This is a genomic window from Burkholderia sp. AU6039 (genome assembly GCF_002223365.1).
Taxonomy (GTDB): domain Bacteria; phylum Pseudomonadota; class Gammaproteobacteria; order Burkholderiales; family Burkholderiaceae; genus Burkholderia.
Window position 1 is genome coordinate 77,623 of the sequence record NZ_NKFK01000007.1, and the last position, 19,048, is coordinate 96,670.

The 19,048-nt window shown below is 68.6% G+C and carries 17 protein-coding genes; 8 read left to right on the top strand and 9 right to left on the bottom strand.

Annotated features, from left to right (window positions below):
• The first annotated feature begins 4 nt into the window (after positions 1 to 4).
• Positions 5 to 340, top strand: a complete 336-nt coding sequence (locus tag CFB39_RS32490; RefSeq protein WP_069249419.1) for a hypothetical protein — start codon at positions 5 to 7, stop codon at positions 338 to 340.
• 148 nt (positions 341 to 488) lie between these two features.
• On the top strand, positions 489 to 1,541 hold the full coding sequence (locus tag CFB39_RS32495; RefSeq protein WP_089476021.1) for an AraC family transcriptional regulator: 1,053 nt from the start codon (positions 489 to 491) through the stop codon (positions 1,539 to 1,541).
• Between the two features lie 45 nt (positions 1,542 to 1,586).
• Here CFB39_RS32495 and CFB39_RS32500 read toward each other — a convergent pair whose 3' ends face one another.
• The 3 genes from CFB39_RS32500 to CFB39_RS32510 all read right to left on the bottom strand — a co-directional run bounded on the left by CFB39_RS32500 (position 1,587) and on the right by CFB39_RS32510 (position 4,731).
• Positions 1,587 to 2,999, bottom strand: coding sequence for a 3-deoxy-D-arabino-heptulosonate 7-phosphate synthase (locus CFB39_RS32500; RefSeq protein ID WP_089476022.1), 1,413 nt, complete (start codon positions 2,997 to 2,999; stop codon positions 1,587 to 1,589).
• A 142-nt stretch (positions 3,000 to 3,141) separates the two neighbouring features.
• A complete protein-coding gene (locus CFB39_RS32505; RefSeq protein WP_179257768.1) occupies positions 3,142 to 3,915 on the bottom strand; it encodes a GNAT family N-acetyltransferase in 774 nt (257 codons plus the stop codon).
• 54 nt (positions 3,916 to 3,969) lie between these two features.
• Positions 3,970 to 4,731 carry a 2-keto-4-pentenoate hydratase gene (locus CFB39_RS32510; protein ID WP_089476024.1) on the bottom strand — a complete coding sequence of 254 codons (762 nt, stop codon included), beginning with the start codon at positions 4,729 to 4,731 and terminating at the stop codon, positions 3,970 to 3,972.
• Positions 4,732 to 5,026: 295 nt separating this feature from the next.
• On the opposite strand from CFB39_RS32510, the gene CFB39_RS32515 reads away from it, so the two are divergent.
• Together CFB39_RS32515 and CFB39_RS32520 are read left to right on the top strand one after the other, a co-directional pair.
• Positions 5,027 to 5,506 (top strand): universal stress protein, encoded by a 480-nt coding sequence (locus tag CFB39_RS32515; protein ID WP_089429556.1) that lies wholly within the window; start codon positions 5,027 to 5,029, stop codon positions 5,504 to 5,506.
• 11 nt (positions 5,507 to 5,517) lie between these two features.
• Positions 5,518 to 5,709 (top strand): DUF2964 family protein, encoded by a 192-nt coding sequence (locus tag CFB39_RS32520; RefSeq protein WP_089476025.1) that lies wholly within the window; start codon positions 5,518 to 5,520, stop codon positions 5,707 to 5,709.
• 103 nt (positions 5,710 to 5,812) lie between these two features.
• On the opposite strand, the gene CFB39_RS32525 is transcribed toward CFB39_RS32520, so the two are convergent.
• A complete protein-coding gene (locus tag CFB39_RS32525; RefSeq protein WP_256991498.1) occupies positions 5,813 to 6,997 on the bottom strand; it encodes a tetratricopeptide repeat protein in 1,185 nt (394 codons plus the stop codon).
• A gap of 301 nt (positions 6,998 to 7,298) precedes the next feature.
• Here CFB39_RS32525 and CFB39_RS32530 point away from each other — a divergent pair, with 301 nt between their 5' ends.
• Positions 7,299 to 9,032, top strand: a complete 1,734-nt coding sequence (locus tag CFB39_RS32530) for a site-specific integrase (RefSeq protein WP_089476027.1) — start codon at positions 7,299 to 7,301, stop codon at positions 9,030 to 9,032.
• A gap of 92 nt (positions 9,033 to 9,124) precedes the next feature.
• Here CFB39_RS32530 and CFB39_RS32535 read toward each other — a convergent pair whose 3' ends face one another.
• Positions 9,125 to 9,691, bottom strand: coding sequence for an SMI1/KNR4 family protein (locus CFB39_RS32535; protein WP_089476028.1), 567 nt, complete (start codon positions 9,689 to 9,691; stop codon positions 9,125 to 9,127).
• A gap of 290 nt (positions 9,692 to 9,981) precedes the next feature.
• Here CFB39_RS32535 and CFB39_RS32540 point away from each other — a divergent pair, with 290 nt between their 5' ends.
• Positions 9,982 to 10,305: a TfoX/Sxy family protein gene (locus CFB39_RS32540; protein WP_089476029.1), complete on the top strand. Its 324-nt coding sequence runs from the start codon at positions 9,982 to 9,984 to the stop codon at positions 10,303 to 10,305.
• 89 nt (positions 10,306 to 10,394) lie between these two features.
• On the top strand, positions 10,395 to 11,306 hold the full coding sequence (locus tag CFB39_RS32545; RefSeq protein ID WP_089476030.1) for a hypothetical protein: 912 nt from the start codon (positions 10,395 to 10,397) through the stop codon (positions 11,304 to 11,306).
• 26 nt (positions 11,307 to 11,332) lie between these two features.
• Here the strand turns inward: CFB39_RS32545 and CFB39_RS32550 are convergent, their stop codons facing one another.
• Both CFB39_RS32550 and CFB39_RS41290 read right to left on the bottom strand, forming a co-directional pair.
• Positions 11,333 to 13,510: a DUF4132 domain-containing protein gene (locus CFB39_RS32550; protein WP_089476031.1), complete on the bottom strand. Its 2,178-nt coding sequence runs from the start codon at positions 13,508 to 13,510 to the stop codon at positions 11,333 to 11,335.
• Between the two features lie 132 nt (positions 13,511 to 13,642).
• A complete protein-coding gene (locus CFB39_RS41290) occupies positions 13,643 to 14,203 on the bottom strand; it encodes a helix-turn-helix domain-containing protein (RefSeq protein WP_089476032.1) in 561 nt (186 codons plus the stop codon).
• Between the two features lie 606 nt (positions 14,204 to 14,809).
• Between CFB39_RS41290 and CFB39_RS32560 the strand changes: the two genes are divergently transcribed.
• Positions 14,810 to 16,234, top strand: a complete 1,425-nt coding sequence (locus tag CFB39_RS32560; protein ID WP_089429568.1) for a PLP-dependent aminotransferase family protein — start codon at positions 14,810 to 14,812, stop codon at positions 16,232 to 16,234.
• Positions 16,235 to 16,287: 53 nt separating this feature from the next.
• On the opposite strand, the gene CFB39_RS32565 is transcribed toward CFB39_RS32560, so the two are convergent.
• Together CFB39_RS32565 and CFB39_RS32570 are read right to left on the bottom strand one after the other, a co-directional pair.
• Positions 16,288 to 17,727 (bottom strand): MFS transporter, encoded by a 1,440-nt coding sequence (locus CFB39_RS32565; RefSeq protein ID WP_089460086.1) that lies wholly within the window; start codon positions 17,725 to 17,727, stop codon positions 16,288 to 16,290.
• A gap of 166 nt (positions 17,728 to 17,893) precedes the next feature.
• Positions 17,894 to 19,045 carry a CaiB/BaiF CoA-transferase family protein gene (locus CFB39_RS32570; protein WP_089476033.1) on the bottom strand — a complete coding sequence of 384 codons (1,152 nt, stop codon included), beginning with the start codon at positions 19,043 to 19,045 and terminating at the stop codon, positions 17,894 to 17,896.
• Positions 19,046 to 19,048: the final 3 nt, after the last annotated feature.

Genomic DNA, 19,048 nt, shown 5'->3' on the forward strand with positions numbered 1-19,048 from the left:
AGCCATGAAGCAAGTCTTGCAGTGCACCGTTGTCACCTTGCGGACCGCGCTGGGCGCGGCGGCCGCCGGCCTCGTGTTGTCCGCGTGCGGTTCGACGCAGATGAACATGGTCGACGTGCAGACGTCGACCGCGAAGACGCTCGGCCTCGCGTCGTCGGACGAAATCACGATCGCCAACGTGCAGTACGGGAAGAAGGACGGGCTGGGTGGCCAGAAGGTGGGTTACGACGCGACGACCGGCAAGGGGCGGCGTTTCGGCTGTACGGTGTTCATGATTCCGGGGCTCACGCCGATCGATCGGCCGACGTACAACAACTGGGAATGCCATCCGCAACGCTGATGGCCGCGAGATCGACGGCGCCTGTCGCAGGGCGCCGGTCGGCCGCTTGTGTGGACGACATGCCGCGCCGGCCTTGCGCCGGCGCAATTTGGTCCGATAATCGACGAACCGATCTATCCTCCCGTGTCGGCTCGATAAAAAAACTGTCATGGATCAAGCGGCATTCGTCCCTGTTTTCAAGTTTCGCACGATCGACTACCCCGAACAGGACCGGTTCCACGTCTGGGTCAAGGACATGCTGTGCGACTACCGTCTGGATGACGACGGCGGCCACGGCGCGTTCGACGCGGAAGCGAGCGGCGCGGCGCTCGGCCCGCTGATCCTGTCGGGCCGGCAATGGCGGTCGCGCGCACCGGCCTATCGGGTCAATCGCACCACACGGCGAATCCGGCTCGACGGCCAGGATTCGATCCGCTTCACATTGTTGCTCGGCGGCCGGCTGGCCAGCTACACCGGCGGGCCCGAACTGGTCAAGCGCGCCGGCGACGTGTTCGTCTACGACGTCGCGCAGGTCAACGACTGCCGGGTCGAGGCCGGCGACGTGATCAGCCTGGTCGTGCCGAGGTACCTGCTGCCGAGCCATGCCGCACAGGCGCACGGCCAGACGCTGACGAGCGGCGTGGGGCGGCTGCTCGGCGACCACATGCTGTCGCTGTTCCGCAACCTGCCGACTCTGCGCACGCACGAGATCCCGAGCATCGTGCAATCGATGTTGCTGCTGCTGGCCGCGGCCATTTCACCCACCACGCAGGCGCTGCACGACGCACGCGGCCCGATCGACGGGGCCCTGGCCGAGCGGATCCGGCGCTACATCGACGTGCATCTGCTGGAGCCCGACCTCGATCCCGACCGGATCTGCCGCGACATCGGCGTGTCGAGAGCGCGGCTCTACCAGTTGTTCAAGGAGGACGGCGGCGTGATGCGGCAGATCACGCGCCGGCGGCTGCGCCATGCGTACCACGTGCTGGGCGACCCGCAGCGCCGGCATCGGCGCATCGCGGAAATCGCGTGGGCGCACGGCTTTCCCGACGAGAAGTATTTCCACCGGCTGTTCAAGGCGGAGTTCGGCCACACGCCGAAGGAAACGCTCGAATGCGCGACCGCGCCGGTGCTGCTGCCATGCGATGCGGCCGAGGATCGATGGGCGGACGGCGGCCGCCTGACAGGATGGACGTTGCCGTTCGGCGTACTCACCAACTGAGCGGGCGGGGCATGCCGGCCGCCGCACGGCGGTTCGTGTCGTGCGTCACGCGTACGCGCTGCTCGCCACACCGCCTTCATCGACATCGTCGATCGCGGCCCGCAAGTCGTCGATCGCCACCATCAGCTCGCGGACCTGCCGCAACGAAGGGTACTGGTGCAGCACCGCATGCCATTGCGGCAGCGTCAGCAGCGCGTGCCAGACCACACCGAGGCCGTCCGGATCGGCATCCGGCCGCTGCGCGAGCGCGCTCGCGTATTCGAGGCTCGCCTGTGCCGACAGCAACTGCATCCGGCTGGCGGCGCCCAGCAGGCGCGGCGTCGTGTCGGCGGACGCATCGCAGCAATAGAGCACTTCGCGTGGCAGCGTCGCTTCATCGGTCGTCAGCGCGCGCAGCGACGCGCCGTGCACGCGCACCGTGCCCTGGTGCGTCTCGAACGCATAGAGCGTGTCCGGGTCGGCCTGCGCGAGCAGGTTCAGCCCGCGCAGCAGCCGCGGCAGATCGGTCGTCGCGGCATCCGCGGACGCTTTCGCTTCGACGAGGAAGCGCACGTTCCACACGGGCGCCGGGTCATCGCCGCGCGGGCGTTCGAGCAGGATCGCGTCCCATTCGGTTTTCGCGCGATCGTGGCGGCCCGGAATCGATGACGGCACGCGCATCGACGTCACCACCCGGTACGTGCGGCGTGCGTCGACGGCGTCGAGCCGGCGCGCCAGCGCGTCGAGCGCCTGCGCGGCCAGCGCTTCGACGGCCGCGCCGCGCTGCTGCGACGCGACGCCCTGCGCGACGGCGACGGTGCTGCCTTCGAGCGGGCCCTGGCGCACCCACAGCGCCCGGTAGCGACGCACGTGCTCGTCCGATGCCAGTGCGGCGACGCGCAGCATGCGTTCGAGCGCGGGGCTGTCTTTCAGCTTGACGATGTCCTGCTCGAACGCGGCGTCGGTCGCCATGTCGGGCAGGGAGAGCAGGTGCAGCAGCGTGTCGTGCAGGTCGGCCCACGACGCGGTGGTGGCCGCCGCATGCAGCCGCGCGAGGCCGTCGCGTTGCCAGGGGCGGGCGCTGCGCTCGAGCTTGGCCGGGTGCGCGATCGCGTTGACGGCCGAGTGCAGCGCGCGACGGTCCTGCTCGGCGTGCGCGGACAACGACGCGTATTCGCGCACGCTCGGCGCATCGTGCCGCAGCACCGCCGCCTGAAAGGCGGGATCGCCGGCGTGCGTATCCATCGCATCGCGGATCATCCGCGCGAGGGCGTCGATGAAGCGCTGCCGTAGCGCCGCGTCGGGCGTCCGTCCGTCGCTTCGCATCCGGCGCGCTTCCTCGATCACGATCGCGAGCGTGGCGGCCGGGTTCGCGGCGTCGGCCGGCGACAGCGTGCTGTCGAGCGGCGGCAGCCGGTAGCGGCGCGCGACGGTGCGCAGGGTTTCGTCGAGCAGGGCGGGAAGCGGTGTCAGCGACATGGTCGGTATCGGCTTGAAGGCGATGCGCGTGCCCGGGGGTTAGGGGGTGGTGGACGCGATGATGATGTGCAACGTTATCACGCCGGGGCTTGCGAGATGGGGAAGGGCGTTGCGAAGGGGCGGGATGCGAGGGCCCGCGGCATCAGGTGCGCACGATGTTCCTAGCCAGCGTCTCGATGGTCAGGCTTTCGTCTCGAGGCCTGCCGACGCCTGCGTCGAACGGGTAGCCCGTCCGCTCGCCCGTTCGTATATAGCCGCGGCGCAAGTAGAAGTCGATCAGTTCGCGGCGCGCCGACAGGACGACCATCACGGCCGTCCCGATCCGCCAGTTGCGAACGGCGAATTGCTCAGCTTCGTGCAGCAACGCCTTTCCGAGCCCGTGGTCCTGCATCGAGGGCGCGACGGCCAAGGTGCCGATATAGGCCGCGTTTCCGTCTTTCGTGACTTCGATGCAGCCGGCGATACTGCCGTCGATCTCGGCGACGAGCAGGATGGAGTCCGGGGCCCGCAGCGTCGCGCGGAGCTGCGACGACGTGATCCGCGGGCCGTCGATCAGTGCCGATTCATGCGTCCATCCGCCTGCAGAAGTCGTCGGCCGATACGCCGCATTGACCAGTTCGACGAGCGCGTCGACGTCTTGCTCGCGTGCTGCTCGGTAGCTAGCGGCGCGCTTGATCGCGCCTGTCGTTTCATCCATTGAAGCCCTCGGTGTCCGTTGCTGCGGTTTGTTCAGCACCTCATGTCGTCCAAGGATAAACGAACGATCTTCCGGCGTTGGCATCAGCATGGCGCTGCTCGGCAAATCGCTGTCGGCATCGGCATGGGTCGGACTCGGATGCGTGGCCGCGATGACATTGCCGTCACGGCAGCGCGGGCAGTCACGCACCTGACAACGGTCGCGAACCACGCCACGCATCGATCTCCGCTGCCACGCTGCGATCGGCACAACCACTCCCGCGCACCACAGGCATCACGCCGTCAACGTCACCGACAGGCTGCCGAGTTCGCCGAAGCGCACCGTCAGCGCATCGCCGAGCGGCACGTCGATCGCGCCCGCGTACGAACCGGTCGTCACGATCTGCCCGGCGCGCAGGGGATCGCCGCGCGAGGAGAGGAAATTGACGAGCCACACCAGCGGCTTCAGCGGATCGCCGTCCGGATGGCGGCCGTCGATCGTGCGGTTCAGTGCGCCTTCGAACGACAGCGCCAGCGTCTCGAGCGGCACGTTCAGCCCGCCGGGCACGACCGGGCCGACGCACAGCCCCTGGTTGAATTGCCCGTCGGCCAGCAGCTCGAACTTCGACGCGCGCGCGGGCTCCGCATAGCGGCAACCGAGCACTTCGAGCACGATGCGCACTTCGCGGATCGCGGCGCGCACGTCCTGTTCGTCGTACGGCTGTTCGCGTGCAGGCAGGTCGCGATCGAGCACGAACGCGATTTCCGGCTCGATCCGCACGATCGGGCCGCCGACAACGCGGTACTGCGCATCGGCCTCGCGAATCGTCGACGCGAAGATCGGCGCGAGGATCACGCGGTCGGGCGGCGGCAGCGCGCATTTCCAGCCGCCGACGGGTTCGCCGAGAAGGTCGGCCACGCGCTGCTGGATCGCGAGCGCAGTCTCGACGTCCTCAGGGCGCAGCGCATCGGGCAGCAGCGGGCCGGGCGAGCCGGCATGGCGGGCGGCGACGAGATGCTGGGCGGCGCCGTCCACGCGTTCGGTAGTCGTTGTCATGTCGGTTGAGCGAGTTGAAAGTGGGCCGGCAAATAAGGGCCGGACGAAAGTCGCACATTCGATGATAGCGCTTTCGGCACGATGACCGCTCGATTGCGCTGCTTCGGCTTCGGTGTCAGCCAGGTTTGCGACCTGGCCGCAAGCGAGCGGTATCGGCGCCGCGTCGCGGCGCTTTGCCGCACGGACGGCCTCCGGTCGACCTTGATCGCCATCAACATTCGAACCCGCCATCCGCCGATGATGGTGACAAGGCCGCGCGATCGGACGCGTGGCAACTCACCCCAGCGAGGTTCGCATGTACGAGAAGATCATGGTGGCCGTCGACGGCAGCGCTTCGTCGAAGCAGGCGCTTGCCGAGGCAGTGAAGGTCGCGCTGGCAGGCGACGCACACGTCAGCGTCGTGTATGTGGTGGACAAGTCGGTGCTGTTCACTTACGCGGGCCGTTTCGATCCGCACGCACTGGTCGAGGAGATCCGCGACGACGGGCGCAAGGTGCTGCGCGAAGCCGAGCAGATCATCGCGTTGGCCGGCGCGAAGGGCGAGGCCGAACTCGTCGAGACCGAAAGCATCGGCGAGGACATCGCGGAGCGCCTGCAGCGCTACGTGAAGGAAGGCGGGTTCGATCTCGCGGTGGTCGGCACGCACGGGCGGCGCGGGATCCGGCGCGTGCTGCTCGGGAGCGTCGCGGAGCGCTTCGTGCGCGGCTCGAAGTGCCCGGTGCTGCTGATTCGCGGCGACGATGACGACGTCGCGGCTACCGCCGCGGCTGCCTGACGCGGCGCGCGATGATTCGCCGCCAGTCCCGCATCGTCGTCGCGGCGATCGCCGTGTTCGTGTCGCTCGCGGGGATGATGGGCGTCGTGTCGGGGCTGCTGTTCGACAACGCGATGGCGCTGCACGGCGGCGCCATCGCGCTGGTCGTCGGCGTGGCCGGCTTCGTCGTGATGCTCAACCCGGGCGCGAAGGGCGAAGAGTGAGGCGGGCAGGCCCGCACGGCTGCTTGCGTCCGACCGGGCGGGAGACAGCCGGCACCCGCTTTCCGCAAGACCGGCAGCAGTTGCCGCCGCGCGGCTTTTCCACTTATTCGCTGGCGGTACCCGGCGCCTTCGTGTCGTCCTGCCCGATCCGTATCGCCAGCCGCTTCAACGTTTCCGCCAGCTCGTCGTTCTTCGGCTGAGTCTTCCGCGCTTGCGCGAACACCTCGCGCGCTTCATCCTGGCGGCCCAGTTTCCACAGCACTTCGCCCTTGTGCGTCAGCCCGGTTGCTTGGGCTTCGCTTGCGGTCTTGTCCGTGTCGCCGCTCTTCGCGAAGATCGCAATCGAGCGGTCGAACCACATCAGCGCCTCGTCGTTGCGGCCGAGGCGATACAGCGCCCAGCCCTTGCTGTCGAGCGCATACGCATCGTCCGGCGATTCCGCCAGATGCGCGTCGATCATCGCGAGCCCGCGCTCGACTGCGACGCCGGCGTCGGCGAGCCGATAGCCGATGTCGTTCCGCCGATCGTCGGGAATCCTGTCGAGATCGAGCGCGGCGGCCACGCGCCCCTCGTCGCGTTCGGCGATCGCGAGCGACAGCAGCTTGGCGACGATCTGCTGCCGCAATTCGCTGCTGATCCGGTCGCGGTTGGCGACCAGGCTGCCGAGGTATTGCGTGTAGAGGTCAGGCGCGCCCGGCGCATTCGCGCTGTTCGCGATGGTCAGGCCCGGGCCCGCGCACCAGTCGGTGTCGGCCGACCCGGTGAGCGTGCCGGCGTAAAGATTGACGTTGCGCGGCGTGCGCGATTGCGCGTAGTAGGTGTAGCCGTTCGCATCCGAATAGCCGCACGCCAGGTATTCGTTCTCCACGTCCAGCACGTACGGGAAATGGCCGATCGGTGCCGAGCCGCCCGGCTCGACCAGCCGGAACGATTCGCCGAGATCGCCGTCGCCGACGATCGGGTTGAACACCCATTGCTGCTCCGGATGCAGCTTCGGCAGCCGGACCCGGACGGTGCGCCCGGCCGCGTCGGTCGTGCCGAAGATCACGCTGTCATGCTCCTCCGGCTTGACGGGCAGCCCCGCGATGACCTGACCGGGCAGGAACAGCCGGTAGCGCGCATTCGGCAGCGGCTGGTGCGTGACGGGGTTGCGCAGCACGAACTGGTGAACGTAAGCCCCTTTTCCGAGCGACGCGGTCGGTGCGATGTAGGTGCGTGCGTAGGCGGCGGGCAGGGCGGTGCAGCTCAAGGCCGCGGCAACGAGCGCGGCGAGAAGGCGGGATGTCATGAAATGGCGGTTCTTGTTGGTAAAAGTGTGATTGACCGACGGCCGGAATTGCATTGGACGACCCACGCAGCCTTTGATATCCGGCTGCGCATTCCGATTCGGATGGCCGGATCGTCCAGCGCAGTTCAATGCGGAACCCGCCTGTTAAAACGTGATGCGGAGAAGCGGCAGACGGACGACGCAGGAATGCAGTGCGGAGCATAGCAGGCCGTGTCGCGCGTCTCGCTCGTGAACGCGCCTCACGCCCGACACCTCACGCACGACGTATCCGGCCGCGCGCGCTTCTGTCAAACTCGCGGTCATGAAACCGCGCCTCGCCTCACCGTCTTCCTCCGATTCCGCGCCTGCGCCCGCAGGCTTTCCCGACGCCGACGAACTGGCCGCGCTGCGTGCGTGGTACGCGGGCATGACCGTGCGCCAGGCCGTCGAGCGCTACCTGCCCGATCGGCTCGGCGAAGGGCGCTCGGCGCGCGGCGTGATCGGCGGGATTCGCCGCCGCCTCGTGCGCGTCGCGCGGCAGGTGGGCCGGCCCGATCTCGCGGAGCGGCTCGGTCATGCCGACGGTGAACGTATGCAGGAAGCGAAGGCGGCCGCCGAAGCGATCGGCCTGCTGCGCCATGCGCGTGCGCCGGTTCCGCAGATCAGTGACGACGTCGGCCTGTGGCTGCCCGCGCGTGCGGTCGGCGCGCTGCGTGCGCACGGGATCGCGACGCTGGCCGATCTCACGGTGCGGATTCCGCGCCGGCGCCAGTGGTGGCGTGCGATCGCGGGCCTCGGCATGGCCGGAGCGCGGCACATCGAGGCGTTTTTCGCCGCGCATCCGGCGCTGACCGAACGGGCGCGCGCGCTGATCGCGGCGACGCCGCGCGGCAGCATCGTGCCGTGGGAGCAACTGAAGCTGCCGCACGAGGTCGACGGCTCGGCCGGCACCTTCCGCGCGCCGCGCGCGACCAGCACGCTCGATGCGGACAACGATTACGCGGCCGTGCACGCGTGGCTGTCGCTGCACGAATCGGCCGCGACGCGGCGGGCGTACCGGAAGGAGGCCGAGCGGCTGATCCTGTGGGCGATCGTCGAGCGCGGCCGCGCGTTGTCGTCGCTGACGACCGAGGATGCGGTCGCGTATCGCGCGTTCGTACGGCGCCCGACACCGCACGAGCGCTGGGTCGGGCCCGTGCGGCCGCGCAGCGCGCCCGACTGGCGGCCGTTCTCGGGGGCGCTGTCCGCGCGCTCGGCCGCCTACACGCTGTCGGTGCTCGGCGCGCTGTTCCGCTGGCTGATCGAGCAGCGCTACCTGCTCGCGAATCCGTTCGCGGGCGTCAAGGTGCGCGACACGCGCGGCCCGAACGCACTCGACACGTCGCATGCGTTCACCGAAGGCGAGTGGCTGCTCGTGCGCACGATCGCCGACGGGCTCGAGTTCCGCAAGGGCACGCCGGCCGCGCCGCAGTCGGGCTGGACGCCGGCCGCCGCGCAACGGCTGCGCTTCATTCTCGATTTCGGCTATGCGACCGGGCTGCGCGCGAGCGAGCTGGTCGGCGCGACGCTCGGCGACATCGAGACCGACGCGCACGGCGACGCGTGGCTGAAGGTGATCGGCAAGGGCAGCAAGGCGGCGCGCGTCGCGCTGCCGCCACTTGCACGCACGGGGCTCGACCGTTTCCTGGTCGCACGCCGGCTGCCGGTCACGCCGTCGCGCTGGCGGCCCGATACGCCGCTGATCCCGAGCCTCGCGGAAGACGGCGCGGCCGCGATCACGAGCGTGCGGCTGTGGAAGGTGATGCAGCGCTTCTTCGCGCAGACGGCGGATCAGGTCGATGCCGACAACCCCGCGCTCGCGCAGAAATTGCGGCAGGCAAGCCCGCACTGGATGCGTCATACCCATGCGACGCACGCGTTGGCGCGTGGCGCGGAGTTGACGACCGTGCGCGACAACCTGCGCCATGCGTCGATCTCGACGACGTCGATTTACCTGCATGGCGACGACGTGAAGCGGGCGCGGCAGATGTCGAGCGCGTTCGCGGCCGAGAAGTAACGGCGTCTTGCCGATCGGCGCCGCGTCCGGAGACGGGGCGCGGTTGCAATCGGCGCCGCGCCGCCATGCGTTGTTCCGTGGTCGCGGGTCGTTCAATCACCGGCCGGATCGTCACGCTCCGCCGCCACGCGGGCGAGCCATTCCGCAAAACTCGATGCGATGCGTTCGCGCTGCTCGTCGTCATGCCAGACCCGGATCACCTGCCCGACCGTGCCGCCTTCCGCTGGATCGAGGTCGACGCACAGATGATTGCCGCTGCCGTCGTGCGTGAACGGAATCCACTTGAGGTTGTACCAGTCGTCGCGGATGCCGGCGGCGGGGTCGGACGTCATGTCGTCGAAGTCGCCGCCGGAAACGAGCTTGTTCCAGATCGACCATTGCGCGCCGATCTCGTGTGCGCTCAGCATGGCATCGCCTTCGGCGAAGACGGTGTCCGGATCGGCTTGTCCGTCGTGCAGCCGGAGGCTTTCCAGCAGGTCGTCCGGCAGCGTCGTGCCCAGCGCGGCATGCAATGCGGCGATCGCGTGCTCCGGGGCCGGTCCGTTGAGTCCGCCGGGCAGGCGTGCCGGATCGGCGGCGATCCAGCCTTCGATCCGTTGCCACGATTCGCGAACGGCGGGGACGGTTGCGCCGGCAATGGATGTGTAGGGTACGTTCATCGGGTTCCTTGCAGAGATGCTTCGGGGCGCACCGCGATTCGGTGGGCTGGCCCGTGCCGCTCTCCCGGCACGTCGGCGAAGCACATTTTTTGTGAAGCGCTATTGGACGATTCACCGCGCCGTCATGCAACTGTCAGGGATATCAGGAGGGGGCGGGCGATTGCGATGGGACGTGCGTGACCTGAATGCTCACACCGCTTTCCAACGGATGATGCCCCGCAGCGCATCCGCCAATCAGGCGGAACGGTCGGCCACCCACCGCGGTCATAAACTTTTTCAAAGGAACAGCGATGGCATCGAGCCAAGGCACGGTCGATTTCATCGTCGAGCAGATGGCGGCGGCCGGCACGGTATCGGCGCGCAAGATGTTCGGCGAATACGGCGTTTATTGCGACGGCAAGATGGTCGCGCTCGTCTGCGACGATCGGCTGTTCGTCAAGCCGACGGCCGAAGGCCGCGCGTTTCTGGGCACGTGCGAAGAAGGTTCGCCGTATCCGGCCGCGAAGCCGCACCTCGTCATCGCCGGCGAGCGCTGGGACGATCGCGAATGGCTGTCGGCGCTGATCCGGATCACGGCCGCGCAGTTGCCGGTGCCGGTGAAACGGAGCCGATAACGGCGCGTTCGCATGCGATGTTGCGCTGCGGCCAGGCGTATTCTGTGACACATGTGCGCGACCATCGCGCATCCGGTGGGAGCACAAGAATGAAGACATCCGGACACCCGCGCGGCACGCGCCTTGCTCGCCGCGCCCGGCACGCGCTCGTCGCGGCCCTGTGCTTGGGCTGGAGCGCGCTGTCGTTCGGCGCGGACGATGCGGCGACACTGCTCGAGCGTTACCGCAGCCTCGGCCCGCAACTGAAGGACAACGCGTTTCACCGGCCGCTGGTGCTCGAATCGGCGGAAGCGTCGTCGTCGCTGAAGGGCGACATCTACGCGGTGGTCGACTATCCGTACGCGGTCGTGAGCGGCCAGCTCGACGATCCCGCCCAGGGCCCCGCGAACTGGTGCGCGGTGCTGATCCTGCACCTGAACACGAAGTATTGCCACGCGTCGACCGGCAGCAACGGCCCGGTGCTCGACGTGAACCTCGGCCGCAAGATCCAGCAGAAGCTGCCGGACACCTACCGCGTGCAGTTCCGCTATCGCGTGGCGGCCGCGACGCCCGACTATTTCCAGGTCGACCTGACCGCCGACAGCGGGCCGATGGGCACGAAGGATTACCGGATCGCGCTGGAGGCCGTGCCGGTCGGCGCGTCGCGCACGTTCCTGCATCTCACGTATTCGTATGGCTTCGGCACGGTGGGCCGCATGGCGATGAAGACCTACCTCGCGACCGTCGGCAGCGATAAGGTCGGCTTCACGACCGTCAGCGGCGGATCGGCCGCGCAGCCGCAGTACGTCGGCGGCGTGCGTGGGCTGCTGGAGCGCAACACGATGCGCTACTACCTCGCGATCGACACGTATCTCGCGACGCTCGACAAGCCGCTCGACCAGCGCCTCGCGCGCTGGTTCGATGCGACCGAGCAGTATCCGCAGCAACTGCACGAGGTCGAGCGCGGCGCCTATCTGCAGATGAAAGCGCAGGAGGTGCAGCGGCAGCAGGCGGCGCGGTAGGCGGTGCATGCCGCCGCATCGCCGCCTCAGTCGAGCAACCCCGCGATCACATCGACGATCCGCTGCAGCAGCGCTTCGTCATAAGGCAGCCACGGCACCGCGCGCAGCGGCGACGGCGGCGGTTCGATCGAAGGTTCGACGGGTTCGCCGTCGCGCGTCACGCGCCCGGTCGCGCAATGCACCGACCACGCGCCGACGCGCACATGGCGTTCGTCGAGCGTCACCCGGCCTTGCGCGATCGGCTCCGCGAACACGAGCGCGAGCACCTGCTTGCGATGCCGCGCCATCGCGCCGAGCGGCAGGTCGGACAGCCGGTGCAGGCGCTGCTCGCGCGCGTTCCGCGCGGCGCGCTGGCGCACCGGGTCCGCCGGCGTGTCGGCCGCGCGCGTCGCTTCATCGTCGAGCGCGAAGGCGGCGACGCTGACGAGCAGGTCGACCGCACGCGCCACCTCCGAGAACACGACGGGATCGATTTCGCCGATCGGCGCGGCCATCCAGCGCCGCTCGAGCCTGCGTTCGACGTGCAGCCGGCCCGACGTGCCCTGGCCGTCCGTGCCGGGAAAGAGCCGCGCGGCGACGCTGAAGGTCGCGCGCACGTCGCCGAACTCGCGTGCCAGGCCGTCGTCGTACGCGCGGATCGACCAGCCTTCGCGGCGCGCGACGCCGAGCAGCGGGCGGCTCGCGAGGACATGACCTTCGAACATCGCGGAATGACTGGTCGCGGTGTCTTCGTCGGCCGCCACGTAGAACTCGCGGAACGCCTGCCGAACGGGCTGCCGGATCACACGGCCGACGATCGCGCGCTGCCACGCGAGCCGCTCGTCCGCATCGGCCAGCAGCGGATGCCAGAGCCGGATCTCGCTGTCGACGTCGAGTTCGCACGCCACGCCGGCGGCGTCGCGCAGCACGATCTCGCCCTTCGCGATATCGGGCATGAACGAGACCGTCGCGCCGTCACGCGCGCGTGCCTGCCAGATCGTGCGGGTCGAGAACGCGGCGCCGGCCGGCGCATCGACGAGGCGCTCGCGCCATTCGGCATGGCCGAGCGTCATCGACTGCCAGAAACCCGCTTCCATGCAGGTGGCGAGCATCGTGAGCTGCTTCTTGTCGGGTTTCGCGTCGAGCGTCATGCGCAGCGCGGTGTGCGGCCGTTCGCCGAGCGCGCGTTCAGCGGGCTTCAGGTTACGCGCGAGCTTCTTCTGCACGCCCGCGTGGCGCACGGTGGCCAGCGCATCGCGCAGCGCACGCACGCTCTCGGGTGTCGGGATCGTCTCGACCGCGTGGCCGAGCGCGATCGCAAGCGATTGCGACGGCGCGGTTTTCGCGGCGGTCGGCGCGACGCACACGCCGGTCAGCAGCGGCCCGATCAGCGGGGGGAGCCACGGCGCGTCGCGATAGGCCGCGACGCGCGCCGCGCGCGCGACGACCTGCGCGTCGTCGGTCGTGAACGCGCGATCGGCCTGATAGGGGACGTCACCCGCGTGAATCGCGGCGACGTGCCGTGCGGCTTCGGTCAGCGTGTCGCGCGCGAAGTCGACGTAAGCGGGCTCCTCCGCGAGCGTGGCGGCCGGATCGTCGGCGTTGAACCACAGCCGTTTCGGCGCGAAATAGCCGTCGTTCGTCGCGGCCAGCGCGAGCAGCGCCGCCGGCCCGAGTTCGGGCAGCACGTCGAGCTCGCGCACGCGAAACGGGGAATCGGCATTCAACTGCGCATACGCATCGCGCAAGGCCGTGATGTCGCGCCGGCCGGCGAACGCGTGCAGGGCATATTTCCCGTACACGGAGAGTCTTTGCAGGCCGTCGTTCTGCGGTTCGCCGAGGATGCGCGCGAGTTCGGCCTGCAGTGCGGGCGCGGGCAGCGCGTCGAGACACGACAGTTCCTGTAACGCGCGCCGCCACGCGCCGGCCGGAATGTCACGGAACAGTTCGAGCGCGGCTTCGGCGTCGACGAGCGGCGCGAGCTCGAGCGCGTCGATCTGGGTGCGCAGCGAGCGCGCGAACTCGGCGCGCGGATCGTCGTACGCGTAGTCGTGTTGCGCGACGTATTCCTCGGTGCGGCGCAGCGCGGGCCACACCGCGCCGAGCGCGTGCGCGTCGAGCGTCGACAGGTCGAGCGGCGCGCCGGTGAAGCGCGGGTGGTCGGCGGTGCCGGTCAGCCGCGCGATGAGCTGGCCGACGATGGGCGGGTGGACAGATTGGGTCATGATGTTCGGCGGCCCTCGCGTGGCGGCATCGGATCGGCTTGGGTAGTGTCTGGCGTCAGCGCGGGCGCAGCCGCTCGACCATCGCGCAGCGTTCCGATCGGCTGGCCGTCGATTGCGGCGATGAGAGTGCGCTCAGTCATGCGGCGCCTCCTCGCCAGTGGCGCGCGGGCGCTCAGGCACGGCTTCGCCGGCGGCTGTCAGCACGCGGCGCGCGATCTCGGCCGCGCGCGCGGCGGCTTCGCTGCCGGCAGCGGTCGTCCTGGGGCGAGGGCGGCGCGTGCCGTCGGCTCCCGCACCGGCTGCCTCGCCGGGCGACAGCACGAGCCGCGCGGCCGCGAGCACGCGCGCAGGGGGCGGCGGGGTGGTGTCCGTGGTTGCCTCCGTGCGCAACAGCAGGCGCTCGGCCGCGCGCCGCGCGCGGACATCGGCCCGATGGCTCGCGCGGGCCGACTGGCGCTCGAGCAGTTCGTTGCTCGCGTCGGGGATGTCGACGACGACCTGCACGCCGAGCCCCTGCAGGATCTGGAACACCTTGCCCCACTGGATGGTGTCCGCGCCGCGCTCGGCCTTGACCATGAACGACTCGCTGACGCCGACGCTGCCGGCCGCGTCGTCCTGGCGCAGTTGCTGTACTTTCCGCGCGGCGCGGATCACGCCGCCGATGTCGGATGCCTGTTCGATCGTGTATCGCATGGTTAGGCCCCGCTACCGTTGCCGGCGCCGCAGGATAAAAACTGTGAGGTCAAACAGTATTGCGTCTCGATGGAAGAATTCAAGCGAAAACCGTGCGATCGACGAGTTTTGGCTCATTCATGACGATGTCGAGAGAGAAACTGTTAGATCGAACAGTTTTTACTTACGAATGGCCGGCAACGTGTACCGGCCACCCGCGACCGCAGCGTGCATTCGCGGTTCGTTGTCGTGCCTTCCCCGAAAGCCCCGCTCACCGTCCGGCGTCGCTGCGCGCGATTCACCGCCCTCGCGGCCCATTCTTAAGACGTACAGTTTTCCTGCCGTGAGCGATGCGCGCCGAACTGTACTCTTGTTCGCGCGATCGATGTGTGTACTCGTCGCCAACTGTTCTGCTCTTAAGATTCCACCATCAAGTGCACAGTGCCACAGATCCAGTCGTACCGGAACCCTGTCGGCGCATCTTCAAGAGAGAGCCAGTGCGATGGAAAAGGCAAAACCGGAGGGAAAGATCAGGAATCACGACGGCCCGGCCGGCGGGCGAAACACGGGCGTGTCGGACGCAAATGGCAGGGCAGCACGGCTGCGCGAGCTGGCGGGAGGCACGCGATGAAACTCTATGAAAAACTCGCGGACGACATCGAGCGCCTGATCCGCCAGGGCGTGTACCGGCACGGCGACCGGATTCCGTCGGTGCGGCAGGCGAGCCAGCAGCACCGGATCAGCATCACGACCGTGCTGCATGCGTATCTGTTGCTGGAAAGCCGCGGGCTGCTCGAAAGCCGGCCGCAGTCGGGCTATTTCGTGAACCTGCGGCGCGACGACAGCCATGCACCGGTGCGCGAGCTGCGGCCGTCGAAGCCGATCGCGATCTCGTCGTCGGTCGACGTGAGCCGGCTGGTGCTGTCGACGCTGCGCTCGATCGGCACCGACGACGCGGTGCCGCTTGGCTCGCCGTATCCGGACCCGAGCCTGTTTCCGTTCGAGAAGCTGAACCGCTACGCGTATGCGGCCGGCCGCGACAAGTCGCTGTGGGGCGTGACGGACGGTTTGCCGCCCGGCCATCCGCGGCTGATCCGGCAGATCGCGCGCCGCTACCTGGAAAACGGGATGTCGGTGGACCCGAACGAGATCATCGTGACGGTCGGGGCGACGGAGGCGATCAACCTGTGCCTGCAGGCGGTCGCGAAACCGGGCGACACGATCGCGGTGGAGTCGCCGACGTTCTACGCGATGCTGCACGCGATCGAGCGGATGGGGATGAAGGCGATCGAGGTCGCGACGCATCCGGAATACGGGATCGACATCGCGGCGCTGGCCGCGATCGCGAAGTCGCAGCCGATCGCCGCATGCATGGTGATGCCGAACTTCCAGAACCCGCTCGGCTTCCAGATGCCGGACGAGCGCAAGCGCGAGCTGGTCGAGTTCGCGACGAAGACCGGGATGCCCCTGATCGAGAACGGCGTGTACAACGAGCTGTATTTCGGCGATGCGCATCCGAGTTCGCTGAAGTCGTATGACCGCAGCGGGATCGTGCTGCACTGCTCGTCGTTCTCGAAGAGCCTGACGGCTGCATACCGGATCGGCTGGGCGCTGCCGGGCCGCTATCGTGACCAGGTCGAGAAGCTGAAATTCCTGAACACGCTTGCGACGCCGTCGCTGCCGCAGCTCGCGATTGCCGAGTTTCTCGAACGCGACGGCTACGAGCATCACCTGCGGCGCCTGCGCAAGGCGTATGCGCAGCAGGCGAACCTGATGCGCGCGATGGTGTCGCGGTTCTTTCCGGAGGGCACGCGCATCTCGAGCCCGGCGGGCGGGTACGTGCTGTGGGTCGAGCTGCCCGCGCAGATCGATGCGATGCGGCTTTACCAGCTCGCGCTGGAGCAGGGGATCACGATCGGGCCCGGCTACATGTTCTCGATCACGGACAGCTACCGGAACTTCATCCGGTTGAACTACAGCAGCCCGTGGTCGCCGGAGATCGAGCAGGCGGTGATCACGGTCGGCAAGCTGGCGGCGGCGTGCATGCGGTAGAAGGGGGCGTTCTTGCCTGGCGCCGTCCGGCGTAACCCGGACGGCGCCAGGCGTCAGCGATTGAGCTCCTCGAGCCGCACGCCATTGGTCCTCGGGCCGAACGCGCCGATGACGACGACCACGACGAGCATGAACACGGTGATCCCGGTGAACACGCCGGGCACGCCGAAATCCTTCAGCAGCGCAGCGATGATGAAGCCCGACATCATCGCGCCGGCGCGGCTGGCCGAATACGCGATGCCGCTCGCGCGGGAGCGCACCTCGGTCGGGAACAGCTCGCACTGGTACGCGTGATAGGCGACGGAGATCGTCTGCCCGGCGAGGCTGATCAGCACGCCGAATACGATGAGCGGCACGACGGTCCTGACCTGCGCGAACGCGAGCCCGCAGACGATCACGGCGAGCGCGCCGCCGACGATCAGGTGCTTGCGCTGGATCCGGTCCGCAAAGCGCATCGCGAGCAACGGCCCGGCCGGCAGCGCGAACGCGATGACGAACGCGTACAGCAGGCTCTTCGTGACGGTGATGCCCTGGCCGATCAACAGTGTCGGCACCCAGTTCGCGAATCCGTAGTAGCCGATGGCCTGGCAGAAGTTGAACACGACGAGCATCAGCAGACGGGTGCGATAAGGCGCACGCCACAATGCCGCGAACGCCGCGCGGTGCACTTCAGGCGCTTCGCTTGTCGGCGCGGGCGGCGGCAGCGGCATGCCCGACTCGCGCTCGGCGATCGCTTCCATCCGGCTCACGATCCGCTCGCTTCGTTCGGCATCGCCGTGCGCGGCCAGCCACCGCGGGCTTTCGGGCACCGCACGGCGGATGAACCAGACGATCACGGCGCCGGCCGAGCCGGCCAGCACCACGATGCGCCAGCCGTCGAGCCCGAACACCGTCGCGGGCACGAGCCACCACGACAGGATCGCGGCGACCGGCGCGGCGGCGAACATCACCACCTGGTTGAACGCGATCGCGCGGCCGCGCATCTGCTGCGGGACGAGTTCGGTCACGTAGGTGTCGATCGTGACGATCTCCAGCCCGACGCCGATGCCGGTGATGAAACGCCACAACAGCACGCCTTCGGGCGTCGTCTGGAACGCCATGATGGCCGAGCCGATCGAGTACCACAGCAGCGAGTACGTGAAGACGGCGCGGCGCCCGTAGCGGTCCGGCATCCAGCCGAAGCCGAACGTGCCGGCGAACAGCCCCGCGAAGGTCGCCGCGATGAAGGCGGCGATGCCGGTGAAGCCGAAGAATGCCTGCGTGGTGGTCTGCAACAGGCCGCTTTTGGCCATGCCCGGTGCGATGTAGCCGGTGAAGATCAGGTCGTAGACTTCGAAGAAGCCGCCGAGGGAGATCAGCAGCACGAGCATCCACTGGTGCCGGGTGATCGGCAGCCGGTCCATGCGCGCGGAGATGTCCGCGCCGGCGCGGATGCCGGCGCGTACCTGCGGCGTATCGAGCGGGGCGCCGCCCGCGGTGACGGTCTGATGCATGGGTTGTCTCCAGATCTTCTGACCGGCGGCATGCTTCTTCGAGCTGCCTGCCTTGATAACGGTTATAGACGCACGCGGCGTGCACGGGGTGCCGGATTCATGGCGGCGCGCGACCGCGCCTGGATCGACGCCCGCAACCTGCTGCCGGGCCTTCGGCGGCTGCCGCTCATGCGACCGCGCGGCGTGTCAGCCGTGCCAGCACTTCCTGCGTGTGCTCGCCGACGCGCGCGAGCGCCTGGCGCACGCCGGGCCGTCGTCCGCCCATCGTGATCGGCAGCAGCACGACATCGGTCGTGTGGCCGTCGTCGGTCTGCATCGGCACCAGTCCGCCGCTCGCTTTCAGGTGCGGATCGTCGAGCAGTTGTTCGGGACGGACGATCGGCGCATACGGAATGCCGGCCGCTTCGAGTTTCGGCGACAGCTCGGCGGCGCGATGGTCCTTCAGGATCGCGCCGAGCCGTTCGAGCAACCGCGGCCGCACGGCGACCCGCTGCGCGTTGGTGGCGAACTCCGGTTCGGCGGCGAGCCCGGGGCACGCGAGCACGTCGCACAGCGTGACGAACTGCCGGTCGCTGACCGCGCCGATGAACAGCTGTTCGCCGTCCGCGAGCGTGAACACGTCGTAGACGCTCCACGCCGACACGCGCGCCGGCATCGGCGGCGGCGGTTCATGCGTCATCGCGTATTGCTGCATGTGCTGCGCGCACAGGAACACGCAGTTCTCGAACAGCGCGCTCTGTACTTCCTGCCCGCGGCCGGTGCGTTCGCGTTCGCGCAGCGCGGCGAGCACGCCGATCGCACCGAACATGCCGCCCATGATGTCGTTGACCGACGTGCCGGCGCGCAGCGGCCGGCCGACCGGTCCCGTCATGTAGGACAACCCGCCCATCATCTGCACGACTTCGTCGAGCGCGAGACGCCGGTCGTACGGGCCGGGCAGGAAGCCCTTGTGCGTCACGTAGACGAGCGCCGGGTAGCGGGCCGACAGCGTGTCGTAGTCGAGGCCGAGCGTCGCCATCAGGCCGGGGCGGAAATTCTCGAGCATCACGTCGCAGGTGCCGATCAGTTCGACCGCGGCCTGCTTGCCCTCGGGCGTATGGAGGTCGAGCACGACGCTCTTCTTGTTGCGGTTGAACGAACGGAAGAAGCCGATGCCGAGGCCGGGCAGGTTGCGCGTCTTGTCGCCGCCGGGCGGCTCGATCTTGATCACTTCGGCGCCGAGATCGGCGAGGATCATCCCGCACGTCGGTCCCATGACCATGTGCGTGAATTCGATGACGCGAATGCCGTCGAGTGGAAGTCGGGTGTCGTGGTTCATGAT